Annotated in this window: 17 protein-coding genes and 1 pseudogene; 10 read left to right on the top strand and 8 right to left on the bottom strand. The window is 65.0% G+C overall.

What is annotated here, in order from left to right; genetic code table 11:
- Nucleotides 1-8: 8 nt before the first annotated feature.
- Nucleotides 9-494 (top strand): carboxymuconolactone decarboxylase family protein, encoded by a 486-nt coding sequence (locus tag CSW57_RS10210; protein ID WP_099382688.1) that lies wholly within the window; start codon nt 9-11, stop codon nt 492-494.
- 28 nt (nt 495-522) lie between these two features.
- Here the strand turns inward: CSW57_RS10210 and CSW57_RS10205 are convergent.
- From CSW57_RS10205 to CSW57_RS10175, 7 genes and pseudogenes are all read right to left on the bottom strand, one after another.
- Nucleotides 523-843, bottom strand: a pseudogene (locus tag CSW57_RS10205) (Rv2640c family ArsR-like transcriptional regulator); the annotation flags it as partial.
- Between the two features lie 648 nt (nt 844-1,491).
- Nucleotides 1,492-1,926: an arsenate-mycothiol transferase ArsC gene (locus tag CSW57_RS10200; RefSeq protein ID WP_099383292.1), complete on the bottom strand. Its 435-nt coding sequence runs from the start codon at nt 1,924-1,926 to the stop codon at nt 1,492-1,494.
- Nucleotides 1,927-1,941: 15 nt separating this feature from the next.
- Nucleotides 1,942-3,024 carry an ACR3 family arsenite efflux transporter gene (gene arsB / locus CSW57_RS10195; protein WP_099382686.1) on the bottom strand — a complete coding sequence of 361 codons (1,083 nt, stop codon included), beginning with the start codon at nt 3,022-3,024 and terminating at the stop codon, nt 1,942-1,944.
- On the bottom strand, nt 3,021-3,407 hold the full coding sequence (locus CSW57_RS10190; protein WP_099382685.1) for an ArsR/SmtB family transcription factor: 387 nt from the start codon (nt 3,405-3,407) through the stop codon (nt 3,021-3,023). Before CSW57_RS10190 ends, arsB begins: the two co-directional genes overlap by 4 nt.
- An 86-nt stretch (nt 3,408-3,493) precedes the next feature.
- The gene (locus tag CSW57_RS10185; RefSeq protein ID WP_099382684.1) at nt 3,494-4,567 is read right to left on the bottom strand and encodes an acyl-CoA dehydrogenase family protein; all 1,074 of its coding nucleotides are present in this window, start codon (nt 4,565-4,567) and stop codon (nt 3,494-3,496) included.
- A 6-nt stretch (nt 4,568-4,573) separates the two neighbouring features.
- Nucleotides 4,574-7,117 carry a putative PEP-binding protein gene (locus tag CSW57_RS10180; protein WP_099382683.1) on the bottom strand — a complete coding sequence of 848 codons (2,544 nt, stop codon included), beginning with the start codon at nt 7,115-7,117 and terminating at the stop codon, nt 4,574-4,576.
- Entirely contained in the window at nt 7,114-7,827 is a 714-nt protein-coding gene (locus CSW57_RS10175; protein WP_223249168.1) for a hypothetical protein, read from the bottom strand. The genes CSW57_RS10180 and CSW57_RS10175 overlap by 4 nt, the downstream gene beginning before the upstream one ends.
- A gap of 159 nt (nt 7,828-7,986) precedes the next feature.
- Here CSW57_RS10175 and CSW57_RS10170 point away from each other — a divergent pair, with 159 nt between their 5' ends.
- Both CSW57_RS10170 and CSW57_RS10165 read left to right on the top strand, forming a co-directional pair.
- Nucleotides 7,987-9,420 (top strand): aldehyde dehydrogenase family protein, encoded by a 1,434-nt coding sequence (locus tag CSW57_RS10170; RefSeq protein ID WP_099382682.1) that lies wholly within the window; start codon nt 7,987-7,989, stop codon nt 9,418-9,420.
- A 60-nt stretch (nt 9,421-9,480) separates the two neighbouring features.
- Nucleotides 9,481-9,954, top strand: coding sequence for a nuclear transport factor 2 family protein (locus CSW57_RS10165; protein ID WP_099382681.1), 474 nt, complete (start codon nt 9,481-9,483; stop codon nt 9,952-9,954).
- On the opposite strand, the gene CSW57_RS10160 is transcribed toward CSW57_RS10165, so the two are convergent.
- Nucleotides 9,955-10,476: a VOC family protein gene (locus CSW57_RS10160; RefSeq protein ID WP_099382680.1), complete on the bottom strand. Its 522-nt coding sequence runs from the start codon at nt 10,474-10,476 to the stop codon at nt 9,955-9,957.
- Nucleotides 10,477-10,716: 240 nt separating this feature from the next.
- Here CSW57_RS10160 and CSW57_RS10155 point away from each other — a divergent pair, with 240 nt between their 5' ends.
- The 7 genes from CSW57_RS10155 to CSW57_RS10125 all read left to right on the top strand — a co-directional run bounded on the left by CSW57_RS10155 (nt 10,717) and on the right by CSW57_RS10125 (nt 19,041).
- Entirely contained in the window at nt 10,717-12,237 is a 1,521-nt protein-coding gene (locus tag CSW57_RS10155) for a sugar ABC transporter ATP-binding protein (protein WP_099382679.1), read from the top strand.
- Nucleotides 12,238-12,342: 105 nt separating this feature from the next.
- Nucleotides 12,343-13,365 carry an ABC transporter permease gene (locus tag CSW57_RS10150; protein WP_051721164.1) on the top strand — a complete coding sequence of 341 codons (1,023 nt, stop codon included), beginning with the start codon at nt 12,343-12,345 and terminating at the stop codon, nt 13,363-13,365.
- A 63-nt stretch (nt 13,366-13,428) separates the two neighbouring features.
- Nucleotides 13,429-14,553: a sugar ABC transporter substrate-binding protein gene (locus CSW57_RS10145; protein ID WP_189339203.1), complete on the top strand. Its 1,125-nt coding sequence runs from the start codon at nt 13,429-13,431 to the stop codon at nt 14,551-14,553.
- A gap of 92 nt (nt 14,554-14,645) precedes the next feature.
- Nucleotides 14,646-15,488: a sugar phosphate isomerase/epimerase family protein gene (locus tag CSW57_RS10140; RefSeq protein ID WP_223249167.1), complete on the top strand. Its 843-nt coding sequence runs from the start codon at nt 14,646-14,648 to the stop codon at nt 15,486-15,488.
- Nucleotides 15,489-15,567: 79 nt separating this feature from the next.
- Nucleotides 15,568-16,542, top strand: coding sequence for a TIGR03621 family F420-dependent LLM class oxidoreductase (locus CSW57_RS10135; RefSeq protein ID WP_099383288.1), 975 nt, complete (start codon nt 15,568-15,570; stop codon nt 16,540-16,542).
- Nucleotides 16,543-16,547: 5 nt separating this feature from the next.
- Nucleotides 16,548-17,594, top strand: coding sequence for a zinc-dependent alcohol dehydrogenase (locus tag CSW57_RS10130; protein ID WP_099382677.1), 1,047 nt, complete (start codon nt 16,548-16,550; stop codon nt 17,592-17,594).
- A 124-nt stretch (nt 17,595-17,718) separates the two neighbouring features.
- Nucleotides 17,719-19,041 (top strand): serine hydrolase domain-containing protein, encoded by a 1,323-nt coding sequence (locus CSW57_RS10125; protein WP_223249166.1) that lies wholly within the window; start codon nt 17,719-17,721, stop codon nt 19,039-19,041.
- Nucleotides 19,042-19,043: the final 2 nt, after the last annotated feature.

Below are 19,043 nucleotides of genomic sequence, written 5' to 3'. Positions count from 1 at the left end.
CATGATCAATGGTTGCCCGATTCGACATGCTCGACAATGACGTTGCCGCCAAGTTCAGCAAGCGGTTCCTCAACGCCGGCCTGGTGATCGACGATTCGCCACTGCCGAGATCGACCCAGGAACTGGTCAAGATTCGCGCCAGTCAGATCAACGGGTGTGGATTCTGCACGGACATGCACACCAAGGAGGCGGCCGCGGCCGGGGAGACATCGACGCGGCTCAATTTGATTGCCGTGTGGCGTGAGGCAACCGTGTTCACAGACGCAGAGCATGCTGCGTTGGCCCTCACCGAAGAAGCCACCCGACTCGCCGATCATCACCGTGGCGTCCGCGATGAAACCTGGGCGGAAGTGCGCAAACACCATGACGACGATCAGGTTGGCGCCCTGATTTGTCTCATCGCACTGATCAACGCAGCCAATCGGATCAACGTGATCGTGAAGACGCCGGCAGGCGCCTACGAGCCAGGCATGTTCGCGCAGATGGCGAACTGATCGGTGCGTGTGCGGCCGGGCGACGCACTCAGCGGCAGCAGGTAGGGTCGAGAACCTGCCGCAGGGCCTGCAACGCGTCGGTGTGGGCGCGGTAGTAGACGTTCATGCCGCGTCGCTCCGGCCGCACCATGCCCGCCTTCTTGAGCTGTCCGAGATGGTGACTGACCGTCGGCTCGGACAACTTCACGGACGCGGCGAGGTCGCAGGTGCACACCTCACCCGACTCTGCCGTGAGGAGAATCGACATGAGCTTTATCCGCACAGGGTCGGCAAGTGCCTTGAGCCGCAACGCAACTTCGAGCGCGGCCGCATCGTCCATCGGTGACGCCGAGACCGGTGTGCAGCAGACCCGCTGGCCCGGGGGCTCGGCTCGGGGTGCGGGTGGTTGCTCGGTCTGTAGCGTGAGCTTCCGCGGGTCTCGGGACCTGCCCGGGGGCTCCGCTCGGGGTGCTGGTGGTTGCTCAGTCTGTAGCGCGAGCTTTCGCGGGTCTCGCGCGCTGCCCTGCGACCCGGCTCGCGGTCCTCGCCGTTGCTCGCCCCGCAGACCGAGCCTCTGCGAGTTTCGGCAGCTCCCCGCGACCGCCCTCATAGACGCTCGCGCCGCAGACCCGCTGGCCCGCGACCCGGCTCGGGGTGCTGGTGGTTGCGCGGTCTGTAGCGTGAGCTTCCCTGAGTTTCGGGACCTGCCCGGGGCTCCGCTCGGTGTGCTGGTGGTTTGCGCGGTCTGTAGCGCGGGCGTTTGCGAGTCGGGTGGGCTGGCCCGCGACCCGGCTCGGTGTGCTGGCCCTTGCTCGGTCTGTAGCGTGAGCTTTCGCGGGTCTCGCGCGCTGCCCTGCGACCCGGCTCGCTGACCTCGCCGTCGCTCGCCCCGCAGACCGAGCCTCTGCGAGTTTCGCGACCTGCACATTAACCCCGCTCGCCTTCCTCGCCGATGCTCGGTCTGTAGCGCGAGCTTTCCCGGGTTTCGTGAGCTGCCCACCGAGCCCGCCCGATCAGCTCAGGTCATCCGGGCGATGAGGTCGGTGACCCGGGTTGCGATGTCGTCGCGGATCAAGCGCATCCGCTCGATGCCCTCGATCCCCCGCAGCGATGGTTCGTCGGTGTCCCACACCTCGAGGGTGGTTCCCTCTGGAGGGTTCACCCGCGCGGCTGACCCGACGACCACGGTCACGTCAGCGGCGCGCATCATGTCGTCGGTGAGCTGGCGGGGCCGGTGATCGGAGACCTCCACCCCGACCTCGGCGAGAGCCTGGGCGGACAGCTCGTTCACCCGGCTATCGACCGTCGCTTCGGTGCCTGCTGAGCCTGCGGACACGGCAGCGCCGGCGATCTTCTGGGCGAGGCCTTGCGCCAACACCGACTTGCCCCTGTTGCTCACGCATATGAACAGCACGTTGGGAACCCTGCTAGCCGTTGGCGTTTCGTCAGACATTGCGCGCCACACCCCTCAACGGGAGGGCGGTTGCGGAGTGAAACGTCGACGCAGGGCAAGCGATACGTACACCAGAGCGACCAGGACGGGCACCTCGATCAAGGGCCCGACCACACCGGCGAGCGCTTGCCCCGACGTGGCGCCGTAGGTGGCGATGGCTACAGCGATGGCGAGTTCGAAATTGTTGCCCGCCGCAGTGAACGCGAGTGTGGTGGTGCGTGCGTACCCCAGCCCCATCGCTGCACCGAACGCGTATCCGCCACCCCACATGACCGCGAAGTACACCAGTAGCGGGAGCGCGATCCGGACCACGTCGAGAGGCTGCGACGTGATCTGAGCACCCTGCAACGCAAAGAGAATGACGATCGTGAACAGCAGTCCGTACAACGCCCAGGGGCCGATTCGCGGTAAGAATGTTGTCTCGTACCAATCTCGGCCTTTGCGCTTCTCGCCGAGGTGACGGGATAGGAAACCGGCGATGAGCGGGATTCCCAGGAAGATCAGCACGGATTGCGCGATCTGCCACGGGGACGCCTCGATGGTGGTCTGTTCCAGGCCCAGCCACCCCGGGAGTACCGAGAGGTAGAACCATCCGAGCGCGGCGAACATGACCACCTGGAACACCGAGTTGATCGCGACAAGCACTGCGGCAGCTTCGCGATCACCGCACGCGAGGTCGTTCCAGATGATCACCATCGCGATGCACCGTGCCAGCCCGACGATGATGAGGCCGGTCCGGTACTCGGGCAGATCGGGGAGGAACAGCCATGCCAGGGCGAACATCAGTGCGGGGCCGATCAACCAGTTCAGCACCAACGAGGCCGCCAGCAGACGTTTGTCGCCGGTCACGGAGTCGAGACGGTCGTAGCGGACCTTGGCGAGCACCGGGTACATCATGATGAGCAACCCGATGGCGATGGGCAGCGAGACGCCGTCGACCGAAATCGCGGACAGCGCCTTGTTCAGTCCGGGGATCAGCCGGCCGAGCGCCAGGCCGACGACCATCGCGACGCCGATCCACACCGGCAGGAAGCGGTCGAGTGTGGACAGCTTCGCGACGACCGCCGGTCTGTCGGCCGCGTCTGTCGCCGTGCTCACGAGGTCACCAGGGCTTCATCGACGGTGTGCGAGAGATCGGACATGTCGAGTGTCGCCGAAAGTTGTTGCAGCGTACCGGGTACCACCCGGTAGTAGACCCAGGTCCCGCGGCGCTCACAGTCGAGCAAGCCGGCTTGCCGTAGCACCTTCAGATGATGCGAGATCGTCGGCTGGGACAGATCGAACGAGTCCGATATGTCGCAGACGCATGCTTCGCCGCCGAGGTGACTGGCAATCAGGCTCAACAGGCGCAGCCGTACCGGGTCTCCCAACGCCTTGAACATGCGCGCCAGCTGGACGGTGCGGTCCATGCTGAGCGGTTCCTGGACCAAGGGCGAGCAACAGGCTTCATCGCGGGACGGGTTCGGACTCTGATTCGACACCGATCTATATTGACAGTTGTCGATGCAGCGCGCCAAACGAACATTGGACAGGCGCTTCGGCCGCGGCTCTCCTTGTGGTCAGGCGCTCACCAGGCCAGGGCCGTGGCCAGTCGCTCGCGATGCATGGCACTGCCGCCGAGCAGCTGAGCGTCGGCGCGCGCTCGCCGAAAATAGAGATGGCAGTGGTGTTCCCACGTGAAACCGATGCCGCCGTGTAACTGCACGGCTTCGGCACTCACTGTCCGGTAGGCGTCCGAACACCAGGCCCTTGCGACGGCCCCGGCCTCAGTCCGGTCATCGGACTCGACTGCGCGGCTCACTGCCGAGCGACTCGACTCGACGAGGACAAGCAAATCCGCAAGGGTGTGTTTGACGGCTTGGAAGCTGCCGATGGCCCGACCGAACTGGCGGCGCTCTTTCACATAGTCGACCGTGTGATCGAGGCTGGCCTGAGAACCGCCGAGTTGCTCGGCTGCCAGCACGATACATGCGGTATCGAGGGCTGGAAGCACTGCAGCAGATGCATTTCCACCGGTGGTGAGCCGGATCGCCGGGACGGCAGCCAGGTGGACCGAGGCCTGAGCACGGGTGAGGTCCAGGGTTTCGACGGGATTGACGTCCACGCCGTCAGTGGCCGCCGCGACGACAAAAATGTCGGGACCGTCTGCGGTGTTCGCGGCGACGACAATCCATGTCGCTCCTGCGGCGCCGAGCACGGCCAGGGCGTGTCCGTCGATCACCCAGCCGCCGTCGACTTCGGTTGCAGCGAACAGCAACTCGTCAGTCGACCACCACCCCCGTCGGTCGAACCCTGCGAATGCGGCAGGCGCTCCCTCTGCGATCTCCGTCAGGACGTCGTCGGGAGGTGTGGGTGTGCCCAGTAGGACCTGGCCGGCGATGACGGTGGAGAGAAAGGGGACCGGCAGCAGTGCGGCTCCGAGCTCCTCGGCCACCACCGCCAGTTCGGGGAGACCACCAAGACCTCCCAGGTCTTCGGGCAAGCCCAGTGCGCCGATGCCGATCTGCTCGGCCAGCACCGACCACGCTATGGCATCCCAGCCAGGGCCGTCGGCGTCCAGCCGACGGCACAGGACCGGCCCGCCGAGGTCGACAGCGGCATCACGGACTGCAGTACGCAGGTCATCGAGTTCGGTACTCACCGCCCGTCACCTGCTTTCGAGTGCCGCGTGCGCAGCAGCCAGCCGGGCCACCGGGACACGACGCGGTGAACACGAGACATAGTGCAGTCCAACAGAATCCAGGAAGGCGATCGACGCGGGATCGCCGCCGTGTTCGCCGCACACGCCGAGCTTCACCTCGGGTCGTGCCCGCCGCGCACTGCGGACGGCCATCGAGATCAACGCCCCGACACCATAGGTGTCCAGTACGGCGAAAGGACTGTCGTCGAGCAGGCCGTGTTCGAGATAGTGGGTGAGCATGGTCTTCTCGACGTCGTCCCGCGAGAACCCATAGGTCAGCTGCGTCAGATCGTTGGTGCCGAACGAGAGGAATTGCGCGTCTTCGGCCAACAATTCGGCCAGCAAGGCGGCGCGGGGTGTCTCGACCATGCTGCCCACGAGATACGGAATCGTCACGCCGGTGTCCTGCTCAACATCCGCTGCGGCCGAACGCACCTGCTCGATCGCTTTGGACAGCTCGCCGGGCAGTGACACCAACGGGATCATCACCTCGAGTTGTGGTTGCAGCCCTTCCCCGTTCACGGTCACCCACGCCCGGAACAACGCCTCGGCCTGTGCCGGATACAGCTTCTGCTGCACCATCGCGAACCGCACACCCCGCAATCCGAGCATCGGATTCGACTCATGGGTGTCGGCGGCGCGCTGGGCTTGCGCCTCGTCGCGGTACTCGCCGTCGGCAGGCAGGAACTCGTGGAGTGGAGCGTCGAGAAGGCGAACCGTGATCGGCCGGCTTCCGACCACTCGCAGTAGGTCGGTGAAGTCGCTCTGCTGGGCAGTGGTCAGAGCGGCGATCGCCTCGATCTCTTCAGCCTCCGATTCTGCGAGCACAAGGCGCTGCACCAGAGGGAGCTGATCGCCGAGGAACTGATGTTCGGTGCGGCAGAGGCCGATTCCCTCGGCACCGAGCCGAAACGCCGTAGCGGCGTCCTCGGCGTTGTCTGCATTGGTGCGCACCCTCAGGCGCCGGATCTCGTCGGCCCACCCGAGTAGTATCTCGAGTTCGGCCGATGGCTCGGCGGGGCGAATCGTCACGGTGCCGCAATACACGTCTCCGGTGCGCCCGTTGACCGACACGGTGTCGCCTTCACGGAGCGTCACCTCACCGGCGGTGACCGTGCCGGCGTTCGCGTCGATCCGTAGCGTCGTCGCTCCGCAGACAGCCGGGCGTCCGGCCCCCCGTGCGACAACCGCGGCATGCGATGCCAGCCCGCCGTTCGATGTGACCACCGCGGTGGCCGCGAGCAGGGCCGGCACGTCTGCCGGGCTCGTCTCGGATGCGACGAGGATGACGTTCTTGCCCTGGCCTGCGAGCTGAATTGCGCGGTCGCTTGACAGGGCGATCTCACCGATTGCAGCGCCGGGAGAGGCCGGCAGCCCGCGTGCGAGCAATTGTTCGGACCCGGTCAGTTTGAGCTGGGCGTGCAGGAGGTCTTGCATCAGGTCTGGTTCGAGCATGCGAACGGCTTCGCTGCGGTTGATGGAGCCTGCGGTCGCGAGATCCACCGCGAGGTGTGTGATCGCACGTGGACCGGGGTGTTCGACCGCCTGGGCACTCAGCAACGCCAGCTGGCGGTCTCGCACCTCGAACTCGACCTCTGCGACTCCGCGCAGATGCGGCTCGAGGGTTGCGAAGATCTGGTCCAGGATCTGGACACCGCCAGGTGTCTGGTCGAGGGGGTCACCGGGACCCGGATTCGGGTCGGCCCGACGAACGCCGAGATGAAACACGCCGTGGGGTGCGAAGCGGCCGGTCTCGAGGTCGCGGCTGATGGCCGATCCGTAGCCGGACTCATTCCACGAGCCCAGACGCAGCGCTCGGACATGCAGGGCGATCCCGAGATCGTCGGGGAGTGACAACGCTCTACGGGCCCGCTGGCCTCGAGGTGACGCCCACCGAGCGAGCATCGCCTTGGCCGCCAGGCCGAGTTGTTCGGCCGGGTCGGCGGGAAAGGGTGCACCTGTCGATTCTTCGATCAGTTCCAGCAGCGCGGGCACCTGGGCCCTGCTGTCGGGATGGTCGTCCGCGAGGTCGTCGAGGTCATCGACATCCACGTCGAGCGCGTTCTCCGCGACGAACCGCAGATTCGCGGCCCAGGAGTCGTAGATGTCGCGTTCGCGTCCGATCACTTCCACCAGTGCGTCGATGTTCCGGCTGGACAAGCCGATGACCGAGATGGCGGGCGGTAGAGCCGACACGGGTACGGGCGCGCTGCAGCGCAGATGCATGAGCATGGGCCGACGCTCTGTACGCACAGCCGGCCAGATGCCCCGGACCGCGAGTTTTTCGAGCAGGTCGATCGCCGTGGTGGCGGTCTGGTGATCCTGCAGGCCGGATCCGGCGCCGATCGGCACCGTCAATCCTGGGACGACGGGCAGGCCGAGGGCGACGAGGTTGTCCATCTCGACGCCGTGCACCCCGAGCACGTCTGCGCCGAGTCCGCGGGCACGTCCCTGGCCGTACGGGACGGCGGCGCGGGTCGTTGCGGGGAATGTGTTCTCCGACAACGTCATCGGGATGAACCCGAAACGAGTTCCTCCTCGAGTGCCTCGTCCTCGGCGCGGGTGACACCGAGCATCATCAGAACGTGCTGGTGCAGCCACATCCAGACGGTGTGGTAGCCGTCGGTGAGGGGTGAGGTGAGGGATGCGGTGTCGCCGTCGTCGAAGCGTTCGAGCGCGACTCCGAGACGGTCGCGGTATTCGGTGAGTTCTGGGGCCTGTTTGCCCGCCCGCCGCAGCATCTTCGAGACCGCCGAGTGGATGTCGTCGAGTCGATCACGGATGGAGGCGTCGTACTGGGCGTCCGAGTGGTCGTTGGCCGAGCCGTCCGGCCGGCACTGCCATGCGGTGCACAGTTCACGCAGCTGCCGGTTGACGGGGAGGAAGGCGTGGAGAAAGTCCCGCACGGCCTGCTCCTGCGCGCTGCCCTCCGGCAGACGCACCAGGCGGCCTGCCTCGGCGATACCTGCCGGGGTCGGCATCACCATCGGACCCTTGGCGATGGCATGCCCGGCATCGACGACGATCTGCAGCTCAGGGGCGATCGGCCCACGGGACATGCCCTTCACAACAAGATTGACCAGCTCGGCTGACGCGGTGGCCGGTGCAGAGTTGTTGATCGCGAGGTCGTTCATGGTGCTCCTCGAACGGGTCCCGGCTGCGGGACGGCGGATGGCGAGAGCGGTCGGTGCCTCGCGCTCGGAGACTGTGACCGTGCTCATAACGTACCCAAATAGTAGTGGAAGTCAAGAAAGAACGCACAAACTATGTACAGACTTGAAACCGAAGAGTTACTTGACAACGAATCCGCAAAGTAGATTACGCTGGCTGTGATGGTCGCCACTCGGTGTTCATCGCACGACGAAGTGGAGGCGCCCAGAATGGACGATCGCACCGAGCTCTATATCGACGGCACGTGGGTGCCGTCGGACGGCGGAGGAACGATCGACGTCTTCGAGGCGGCCACCGGCGGCCTGCTGGCCCGCGTCCCTGCAGGTACAGAAGCTGATATCGACGCTGCTGTGGGAGCGGCAAAACGGGCGTTCCCGTCGTGGTCACAATCGCCGGTGGCCGACCGCGTTGCGCTGCTCCGACGCTTCGCCGACGAACTCCTGCAACGCGAGGACGTGTTGGCCGAGACGATGGCGCGAGAGGTCGGAACACCCATCGCACGGTCACGGAGCGTGCAGGTGGGCCTGGGCGTGACAATCTTCCGAACGATGGCCGACGTCCTCGAGTCACTCCCGATGGAAGAAAGGCGCGGAACCTCGTTGATCGTCAAGGTTCCCGCAGGTGTGGTCGGTGCGATCACCCCGTGGAACTACCCCTTGTACCAACTGGCGGCAAAAGTCGCCCCGGCGATCGCGGCAGGATGCACCACCGTGGTCAAGCCCAGCAGCGTTGCTCCGCTTGCTGCCTTTGTGGTCGCCGACATCGCCCACGCCATCGGATTGCCACCCGGCGTCCTCAATGTGGTGTCGGGTTCTGGTGGCCGAGCCGGCGAACGGCTCGCCGGGCACCCAGACGTCGATCTGGTGAGCCTCACCGGATCGACATCTGCAGGAGCTCGAGTCGGACAACTTGCTGCAGCTGGAATCAAGAAAGTGACTCTCGAGTTGGGAGGGAAATCGGCGTTCATCGTGGCCCCGGATGCGGACATGGACGCGGCGCTGAACGCCGCCGTTCGTAGCTGCTACGTCAACAACGGCCAGACCTGTACGGCCACCACCCGGTTGCTCGTCCCGGCCGACCGACTCGACGAAGTGGAGCGGCGACTGGTGGAGTTGGTCGGCTCTCAGACGATCGGCGACCCCCTCGACGAAACGGTGGATGTGGGACCGATGGCCTCGCAGGACCAGCAGCAGTCGGTGCTCAAACATCTTGCGGAAGTGCCGGCGGACGCGAGGTTCCTGGTGGGCGGTCCCGGCGACGTGGACGGGCTCGATGAACGGCTGCGGTCGGGCTACTTCGTGCGTCCGACGGTGGTCAGTCGCGTGGACAACAACACCCCCATCGCCAGGGACGAAGTGTTCGGCCCGGTGCTTGCGGTCCTCACCTATCGGGACATCGATGACGCCGTCGCCATCACCAACGATTCCGAGTACGGGTTGTCGGGTGCGGTGTTCGCGGCCGACGACGACGAGGCCATCGCAATCGCCAAGCGCCTGCGTACCGGGCAGGTCTCGATCAACGGCGGACGGTTCAACGCCATGGCCCCGTTCGGCGGCATGAAGAAGTCGGGCATCGGACGTGAACTCGGCCCAGATGGGCTCGATGAGTACTTCGAGAAGATCTCGCTGCAGCTGCGTAGCTGACCCGCTCCCGCACCGCCCGACCCCGATGCCCTGAACGAACCTGTAGATAAGGAACCGACCATGACCGAGACAGCCCATGTGGAGATCACCCGCTTGATGGCAAGATTCGCGCGGGGGATCGACCTGCGGGACTGGGATCTGTACCGCTCTGTGTTCACCGATGAGATCGACATCGACTACACGAGTTATCGCGCCGGGAACGAAGGCCGCTTCCGCGCCGAGGACTGGGTGCAGCGCGGACGAATGCTGTTCCCGGGCCTCGCTGCATCCCAGCACTTCCTGTCGAACCTCGACATCGACATCGACGGCGAGGAGGGCACCGTGACCTCCTACGTGCGGGCCGAGCACGTACTGCCCAACACCGCCGGGGACGCGATGTTCACGATCGGCGGCTATTACACCGACGGCGTGGTGCGGGTTGGTGGAGAGTGGAAGATCCGGAGCAAACGGCTCACGGTGCTGTGGAACTCGGGGAATCCGCAAGTTCTCGCACTTGCCCGCGACCGGGCCGCCGAACTGCTGGCGGCCGCTTGATCACATCTGGCGCACGGGATCGGTGCCGTCCCAGTTCACGGCGGCATCGGCAACCGTCCGATACAGGCGCAGGATCGATGGCCGCGGCTCGTAGATCTCCACCAGGTGACCGAGCTGTGGTCGGGCGTCGTGGAAGGCGAAGTCATTTCCGTTCGGGGTGGTCGCAGAAAGCAGTGCCGGCCAACCTGTTCTCGCATACACACGCTGTTGCTCGGCGAACGACTCCACCATGAGCGCGACGTGGTGGATGCTGTTCCGGATGGAGGTGGTGGCCGCGAACGCCGCCGGCTCTGCGGTGTGGGTCTGCACCAGTTCGATCTGTAGGCGACCCCACTGGCCGTAGGCGGACGAGTGGTCGAAAGCGCCCGGCTCGCCATCGGGGCCCAGGGCGCCGGTGATGCGGTTGCGGCGCACGAGAAATGGCCCGGCGCCGAGTCGGGATGCGAACTCCTCGGCTGCGTAGGCGACATCGTCCACCATGTAGGCGATTTGTACGACGGTGCCCAGGTCGACGTCGATCACTGAAGGCCACCTCTCCTTTACCACTCGGTAACTTCTATCTGACTGTAGATACCTGTTGCCGCAGCGGCGCCGGGTTGCCGGCGTTGACGCTGGACAGTTGCCGCGGTGTGCATGAATCTCCCGGTCAGAGCCGAAAATAACAAATTCAGCAAACGCTGGACATATCCATGTACATACTTCACTATGATCCAGGTAACACAAGTGATATTCAAGTAACTCTCCTCACGTAGGTAGGCCAACATGACAGACGCGCTCAGCATCAGCGGCCTCTCGAAAACTTTCGGCGGCCAACGAGCCCTCGATGGTGTCGATCTCTCGCTTGCCCCCGGTGAAATCCGTGGACTGGTGGGACAGAACGGGTGCGGTAAGTCGACATTGATCAAAGTTCTTGCCGGATACCATGATCCGGACCACGGTGCGAAGATCACCGTGGCGGGCAACGAGCTGAACCTCGGAGTCCCCGGTGGTGGGGAGGCGGCCGGGCTGCGCTTTGTCCACCAAGAACTGGGCCTCGTCGAGAGTCTGGATGTCGTCGACAACCTCGCTTTGGGTCACGGCTACAAGCGCACTGCTGTCGGCACCATCGACAATCGCGCAGAACGGGCCCAGGCCAAAGAAGCGCTCGCAGAACTCGGGTTCGACCTGAACCTCAAGAAGCTGGCCGGTGCGCTCACGATGAGCGAGCGGACCATGCTGGCCGTCGCACGCGCTGTTCAGGGACGCAGTGGCGACACCCACATCCTCGTGCTCGACGAACCGACCGCCAATCTGCCTGCGGCCGAGGCGGTTCGCTTGTTCGAGCTGGTCCGCAAGATCCGCGACCGCGGTGTGGCCGTACTGTTTGTTTCGCACCACCTCGGAGAGGTGTTCTCGCTGTGCGACAGCGTGACCGTGATGCGCGACGGCAGAGTCGTGACCACGCGACCTCTCGAGGGGCTCGATGAACCCGGTCTCGTGGAACTGATGATCGGCCGCCGAGTCGAGGAGTTCCTCGCCGAGCCCGAAGAGACAACGCATGCCGGAGCGCCTGCGCTCGAGGTCGACGCGCTCACCTGTGGTGCCGCACACGAGCTCAGCTTTGCGATCCATCCCGGAGAGGTCCTCGGAATCGCCGGGATCACCGGGTCGGGCCGCGAACACATCGTCCCGGCGCTGTTCGGCGGCGAGAGTCGTGCAGGCGTGGTGACGATCGACGGCAACGTCGTCGAGCAGGGCCGTCCCGATCTCGCGATGTCGGCAGGGATGGGCTGTGTTCCCGCGGAACGTCTGAGCAACGCCGCGTTCGCGGCCGCATCGTTGCGCGAGAACGTGTCCGTGGCCGACCCGTGGGCGTACACCAGCGGTGGCTGGCTCCGTGCAGGACGTGAGAAGTCCGATGTGGCAACGTGGCTCGAACGTCTCGGAGTTCGTCCGGCCGGTGACACCGAGCGGGCCCTCGGCACCCTCAGCGGCGGCAACCAGCAGAAGGTCATGCTGGCACGCTGGCTGCGGCGCAATCCGCGGGTATTGCTGCTCGACGAGCCGACCCAGGGCGTCGACATCGGCGCCAAGGCCGACATCCACGCGCTGATCGACGACGCCGCGGAGAAGGGTGCCGCCGTCCTGGTGGTGTCCACCGACCACGGCGAGCTGACGAGGCTGTGCGACCGCGTGATCGTGCTTTCCGCAGGACGGGTCGTGGACGATCTGCGCCGGCCCCGCATCGACCCCGATCGACTGACCGCCTCCACTCTCAAGAAACCCGTACTCGCCGAATCCTGAGCCCTCCGCGGCCGCCGTCTCGCGGCATCGCAGCGGACCTGATGCCCGATCCGCCGCAGCGACATCTCCTCTACCTCCGGGCACCACTTCGGTGAAAGGAACACCATGACAACACAATCCCCTGAAGAGACGGCGACATCACCGAAGGGTCCACCACCCACGGGCGGTCACCAAGCGGGGCGCGGCAGACGCAAGATCAACTTGGGACTCGACCGGTTCAGCGGAATCTATGTCTGGGTTGCCATCATCGTGTTGTTCGCGATCTGGATCCCCGACACGTTCATGACCGAGGGCAACTTCCGGATCATCGCCGGCGACCAGGCGATCACCGCGATGTTGGCGATCGGATTGATTGTTCCCCTGGCGGCGGGAGTCTTCGACCTCTCGATAGCCGGCGTGATGGGCTTCTCGGTGGCGATGGTCTCGTACCAGCTGTCCAAGGGGATCAGTGCACCGATCGCGATCATCACCACGTTGCTCTGCGGGGCCCTGATCGGTGCGGTCAACGGGTTCGTGGTGGTCAAACTCAACGTCGACTCCTTCATCGCGACCCTTGGTATGTCGAGCATCCTTCTGGCAGGCACGTATTGGGTCACCGACGGAAAGCAGATCACCGAGGGCTTCACCGACGGCTTCCTCGATCTGGGCAGCAAGCCCTTCCTCGGACTACCCCTTCCGTTCTTCTACATGATCGCCGTCGCCGCCGTGATGTACGTGATCTTGGAAAAGACTCCCCTCGGCCGGTACCTGTACGCCACCGGTGGCAATCGCCAGGCGGCCAGGCTCGCCGGACTGCGGGTGGAACGGATCATGTTCGGCGCGTTGGTCACCTCGGCGACCGTCGCTGCCCTCACCGGCGTCATCCTGGCTGCCAAACTGGGGACCGCCGCCCCTGACATCGGACCCTCCTATCTATTGCCGGCGTTCTCCGCGGTGTTCCTCGGTTCCACTCAGATCAGGGCCGGAAGAGTCAACGTGCTCGGCACGCTGATCGCCATCTACCTCCTGGCCACGGGCGTCAAGGGGTTGCAGCTCGCAGGTGCGCCCAGCTACGTCAACGACCTCTTCAACGGTCTCGCCCTCATCGTCGCCGTCGCCCTGGCGGCCCGCACCGCCCGTCGCGCCTGACGGGCCCGGTCTCGAAACGTCTTCTCCACCCGGCCTATCGGCCACCCCTCGAAAGGAATCCATGTGAAAACGACAACCTGGACAAAGGCGTTCGTTGCCGTTGTCTCCGCGAGTCTGTTCGCCACCGCGTGTAGCAGCAGCGACGACGGCGGCTCCAGCCAGCCGGCGGACATCGCCGCCGCGCAGGCTGTGACCGATCAGTACGAGGCTGCGCCGACCAACCTCGTGCTCGACACCCCGCTGAGCAAAGCCCCCGAAGCGGGCAAATACGTCATCAGCATCGAGACCCCACAACCGATCTCGAGTGCCAAGGACGACGCCATCCAGCAGGCTGCCGATCTGCTCGGCTGGCGGTACCAGCGGATCATCATGGGAACCGACGCAGAGGCCGCACCCAAGGCGATGGATCAGGCCATTGCGCTGAAGCCGGATGCCATCCACTTCTCGGGCACCCCGGTGTCGATGCTGAGCAAGCAGATCGAGTCCGCGAAGGCGGCCGGGATCACCGTGATCGCCGACAGTGTCGGTGACGAGCCGATCCCCGGCGTGATCTCCACATCCTTGGATGGAACTGCGCAGGTGCAGGAGTGGGGAAAGATGGTTGCCAGTCAGGTTGTCGTCGACAGTGAAGGCGACGCGAACGTCGCGGTCTTCACGATCACCGATTACCCGATCCTCAACGTCTTCACCGATGCCTTCACCGCGCAGATGAAGGCGCAGTGCCCGGGCTGCAAGGTGGAGATGGTCAATCAGCAGGTCACCGACCTCGGTACCAAGACCCCTCAGAGCGTGGTCAGCACGCTGCAGCGAGATCCGAACATCAACTACGCGGTCTTCTCGTTCGGCGACCTCGTGCTCGGTGTGGACGCGGCACTACGAGGTGCCGGCCTGCAAGACCAGGTGACCTTTGCCGGTCAGACCCCCACACCGGACAACCTGAAGTCGCTCGAAGACGGTGACAACAGCGTGTGGGTCGGTTTCCCGGTGCAGATCCTCGGGTGGCGCGTGCTGGACATGCTGGCCCGCTCGTTCAACGGCGACGACCTGGCGCCCGCCGACGATGCGTTCCTGCCGACCCAACTCCTCAACAAGGACAACATCGGATCGGCGGTGATCGACGACAAGACCGGCTTCTATGTCGGAGTCGCCGACTACCAGGACCAGTTCAAGGCCCTCTGGAAGAAGTGATCTCTGCGTAGGTGAGGAACTGCCCGGGGCGAGCACCATGCCCCGGGCACTTCCGCGCCATCGGTGAGCCACCCCGAATGATCGGAACCCGAATGGAACAGTCTCCACAGCAACGAATCCTGTCGTTGTCACACCTCTCGGCGATTCAGGTGCCGCCGCCCCAGTTCATCGAGAACGCCGCGGCGGCGGGGTTCAACGCAGTCGGACTCCGGGTGGCACAGACACCACGAGACCGCGGGTTCCAGTTGCTGGAGGGTTCGGCTCTTCTCCGCGACACCCGGCAGGCGTTGCACGACAACGGAATGCGTGTCCTCGACGCCGAGGTGATCAAACTGCATCCGGGCAGCTCGCGCGAGGACTGGATACATGTGCTCGAGGCCGGACAGGCTTTGTCGGCGTCGTATCTGCTCGTCACCGTTCTCGACGACGATTACCAGCGGGCGACCACGCTGTTCGGTGAACTCGCTTCTGCTGCAGCCGACCACGGTCTGCGGTGCTGCCTCGAACCGATGATCTTCAGCGCCGTCCGCGACATGGATGCCGCGGCTCGCTTCCTGGCCGACGCGGGTGACGGCGGCCCGGGCATCCTGCTCGATGCGTTGCACGTTGCCCGGGCCGGCACGCCGATCGACGACATCGCAAGGCAGTCGCCTGACCTGTTCCCCTATTGTCAATTGTGCGACGCACTTTCGGCCGAACCGGCCACGGATGAGAACGCAGCGATCACCGAAGCGCGCCAGCACCGGCTGGCGCCCGGTCAGGGTGTTCTGCCGTTGGTCGATCTGGTCCGCGCATTGCCGCCGACGGCCGCGATCAGTGTCGAGGCGCCGTCTGACCGTGGCGCCGTCGATCCCCGTGGTTGGGCGGACGAGCTGGGTGCCGCCGCTCGCGATCTCCTCGAGGACCTCGACCGGACGGCGGCGGCGGGCCGCTGATCGGAACCGCCCGGCGATCGATCAGTCCATCGGCCCCATCCCGGCGACAAAGACATACAACAGGACGAAAGTGGAAGTCATGACACATCAGATCCGCCCGTTTCGCTTCGCTGCGCAGGTTTACCGCGCGAACACTGGCAAGGAGTGGCGCGATGTGGCCCACAAGGTCGAGGACATGGGCTACTCGGCGCTACATGTCTCAGATCACTACATCGGACCAGGCGCTGCTCTGGACCCCACCGGCCATCGGCCGGTGACGATGGCCCCGATCACGAGCATGGCCGTGGCGGCCGAGGTGACCGAGACCCTGAAGGTGGGGTGCCGAATGTTCTGCACCAGCTACCACGAACCGGTTGTGCTGGCCAAAGAGGCTGCAACGCTTGCGATGTTCGCGCCCGACCGGATCGAGATCGGGCTGGGAGCGGGATGGCTCGGGGCCGAATACGAAGCCATGGGTATCGATTTCCCTTCGGCGGGGTCCCGGGTGGACCGTCTCGAGGAGACGATCGAACTCATCGCCCAGCAGTTCCGCGGCGAACAGATCGACGTGGACGGCAAGATCGTCAAGGCAGCGGGGTTCGCTCCGCTGCCCGTACCCGAGACCGCGCCCCCGATCATGGTCGGAGGCGGCGCTCGCCGGGTCCTGACGCTTGCCGGTAGGACCGCCGACATCGCGAGCATCAACTTCAACAACCGTTCGGGTGTCCTGGGTTCGGACAGTGTGCTCACCTCCACCGTCGAAGAGACCCACAAGAAGATGGACTGGGTTCGGGACGGCGCCGGCGATCGGTTCGGAGACATCGAGATCGAGACCGGCGCGTATTTCGTGGCGATCGAGGGCAAGACCGACGTCACCGAAAAGGCCCTGATCGATCGCACCGGCTTCAACCGAGCCGAGCTCCGGGCATTTCCGCATGCTCTCGTCGGGTCGGTCGATGACATCTGTGAGCAGCTCGAACAACGTCGCGAGGAGTTCGGATTCTCCTACTTTACGATCGGTGATAGGGCTTACGAACAGTTTGCGCCCGTGGTCGAGCGCATGAGCGGGAAGTGAGGAGCATGGCTACCGACGGACAGAACAAATACGTACACATGGTGGCGCCGCAGACAGCAGAAACCGCGCTGGAGGCCGACCCGGTCCCAGCGCCGAACGGCGTGGTCGTGGACATCGGCTACTGCGGCATCTGCGCCACCGATACTCACGGCTACGCATCCGCCGGCCTGCCGCCTGCCGTCTTCGGACACGAGTGGATGGGAACGATCAGCGCAGTCGGTGAGGAGGTCACCGGACTCTCGGTCGGGCAACGTGTGGTCGCCGGTGTCGGGCCGGCGTGTGGCCAGTGCGCTCAATGTCGCGCCGGGTATGCGGCTCACTGCGACCTTGCGTTCGCCGAGGCCAACGGGATCACCGACGACGCCCCTGCGCACGGCGGGTTCGCGACCAAGCTCAAAGTATCTGCGCGCAGGGCCATTCCGATCCCGGACACGATCTCCGACGAGGAGGCGGCCCTGATGGAGCCGGCCACAGTCACCTTCCACGCGGTCAAACGCGCTGCTATTCGCCTCGGCGCCGCCGTGGTGGTGCAGGGAGCGGGACCGATCGGTCTGCTCACCGCCCAGCATGCGAGGGTGGCGGGTGCCGGCAGGATCATCGTGAGCGAGCCTTCGCCCGCTCGACGCTCGGCGGCCGTCGATCTGGGCTTCACCGAGGTGGTCGAGCCCAGCGATCTGAGGGCACTGCTCGCCGAGGCCACTGATGGACTCGGTGCAGACGTGCTTTTCGAGTGCACCGGCGTGGCCGATCTGTTGCAACCGTCTGCCGAACTGGTCCGCCGGGGCGGCACATTGGCACTGTTGGGCTACCCGGGCACCAATTCCTCGGTGAGCTACGGAGACTGGCAGAGCCGAGAGCTGACGGTGATCGGTTCCCTGGCGTATTCGCATGAGGACTTCCTCGGCGCCATGACACTGATCGCCGCCGGCCGGGTGGATGTGCGATCCCTGCACACGGGCACCATCGGCCTCGATGAGCTGGTACCCATGTTCGCCGAACTCGATTCGGGCCAGAGTCGGCATGCAAAGGTCTTGGTCGATCCCAAGAGGTAACACCCATCGCGGTGGTGAGCGCAGACAATTCACCAGGGTTCCGGCGTGGAATCGTGCAACACCAGGTAGTCTCCCGATGATTCGACCTGGATGAGAGACGCAGATGATTCGTGCCGGCAAGCTCATGGGAACTTCACTCGTCGCGGTGTGCGTCATAGCCACAGCGTGCAGCACTTCCACCGACAGCAATTCACAGTCATCGGCATCTACGCCCGCCGGTTCCACGTCAGCCACGAGTCCCACTTCGGCCCCGCCGGAGTTCGCCGCGACCTTGACGCCGCTCATCGAGAAGACCATGGCGGACAACGTCATCCCCGGTTCGGTGGTGATGGTCAGCTGGCCCGGGCACGGTGACTGGTCCCGTGCGTTCGGTACGCGCACCATCGGAGCGAACGAACCGATGGCCGTCGACGACCATTTCCGGGTCGGGAGCAACACCAAGACGATGACGTCGACGGTGATCCTGCAACTGGTGCAGGAAGGCAAACTCGCGCTGGATGACCCGATCGGGAAGTACATTCCCGGGGTCCCGAACGGCGATCGCATCACCGTGGCCCAGCTGTCGGAGATGCGCAGCGGGCTCTACAGCTACACCCTCGACCCCGGCTTCAACGCGACTCTTGACGCTGATCCGGGCAAGGTGTGGAGGCCGCAGGAACTCCTCGATATCGCCTTCTCTCACGAGGTGCAGTTCGAACCGGGTGCACGGTTCGACTACTGCAACACCAACATCGTCCTTCTGGGGTTGTTGATCGAACAGCTCACCGGGAAGACTGCATCGGAGGCGTTCGCCGAGAGGATCTTCGAGCCACTGGGACTGAAGAACACCTCGTTGCCGCCACCCGCGGATGCAGCCATCCCGGACCCACACCCCAACGGCTACTCCTTCGGGACCAATGTGTCGACGATCAACACCTACGAACTGCCCGCTGCCGAGCAGCCTCTGGCGCTGAACGGAACCCTCAAGCCCAACAATGAAACCGACGCGAACCCGTCATGGGCGTGGACGGCGGGTGGGGCAATCTCGACCATGGGCGATCTGGCGACCTATGTCCGCGCCTTGGTGGGAGGTGGTCTGCTCGACCAACAGATGCAACAGATACGGCTGGCCAGTATCACCCCGACCGATCCGGGCAATCCGGCCGCCGCCGGTTACGGGCTCGGTATCGCCCGCTTTGGTCCCGAGTTGACCGGACACGACGGACAGATCCCAGGATTCATGACGTTCATGGGCCACGACCCGAAGACCGGGCTCACAATCACGATCGGCACCAACCTGGCCACCGTGCCCACCGGCGAGGGTTCGGCACTCACCATCCTCAAAGCCATCATGCCGGTCTTCTATGGCGAGGGTTCCGTACCCGGAGCTGACCCGGCAGCGGCACCCTCCTCCGCGACACCCCCGACCTCCACGACCGAGCCGGCCACGCCGTCGCCGGGCGGCTGAGG

This window comes from Williamsia muralis, assembly GCF_002735905.1.
GTDB lineage: Bacteria > Actinomycetota > Actinomycetes > Mycobacteriales > Mycobacteriaceae > Williamsia > Williamsia muralis_A.
The sequence above is the reverse complement of the archived record's forward strand: the minus strand, read 5'-3'. Positions and strand labels throughout refer to the sequence as shown.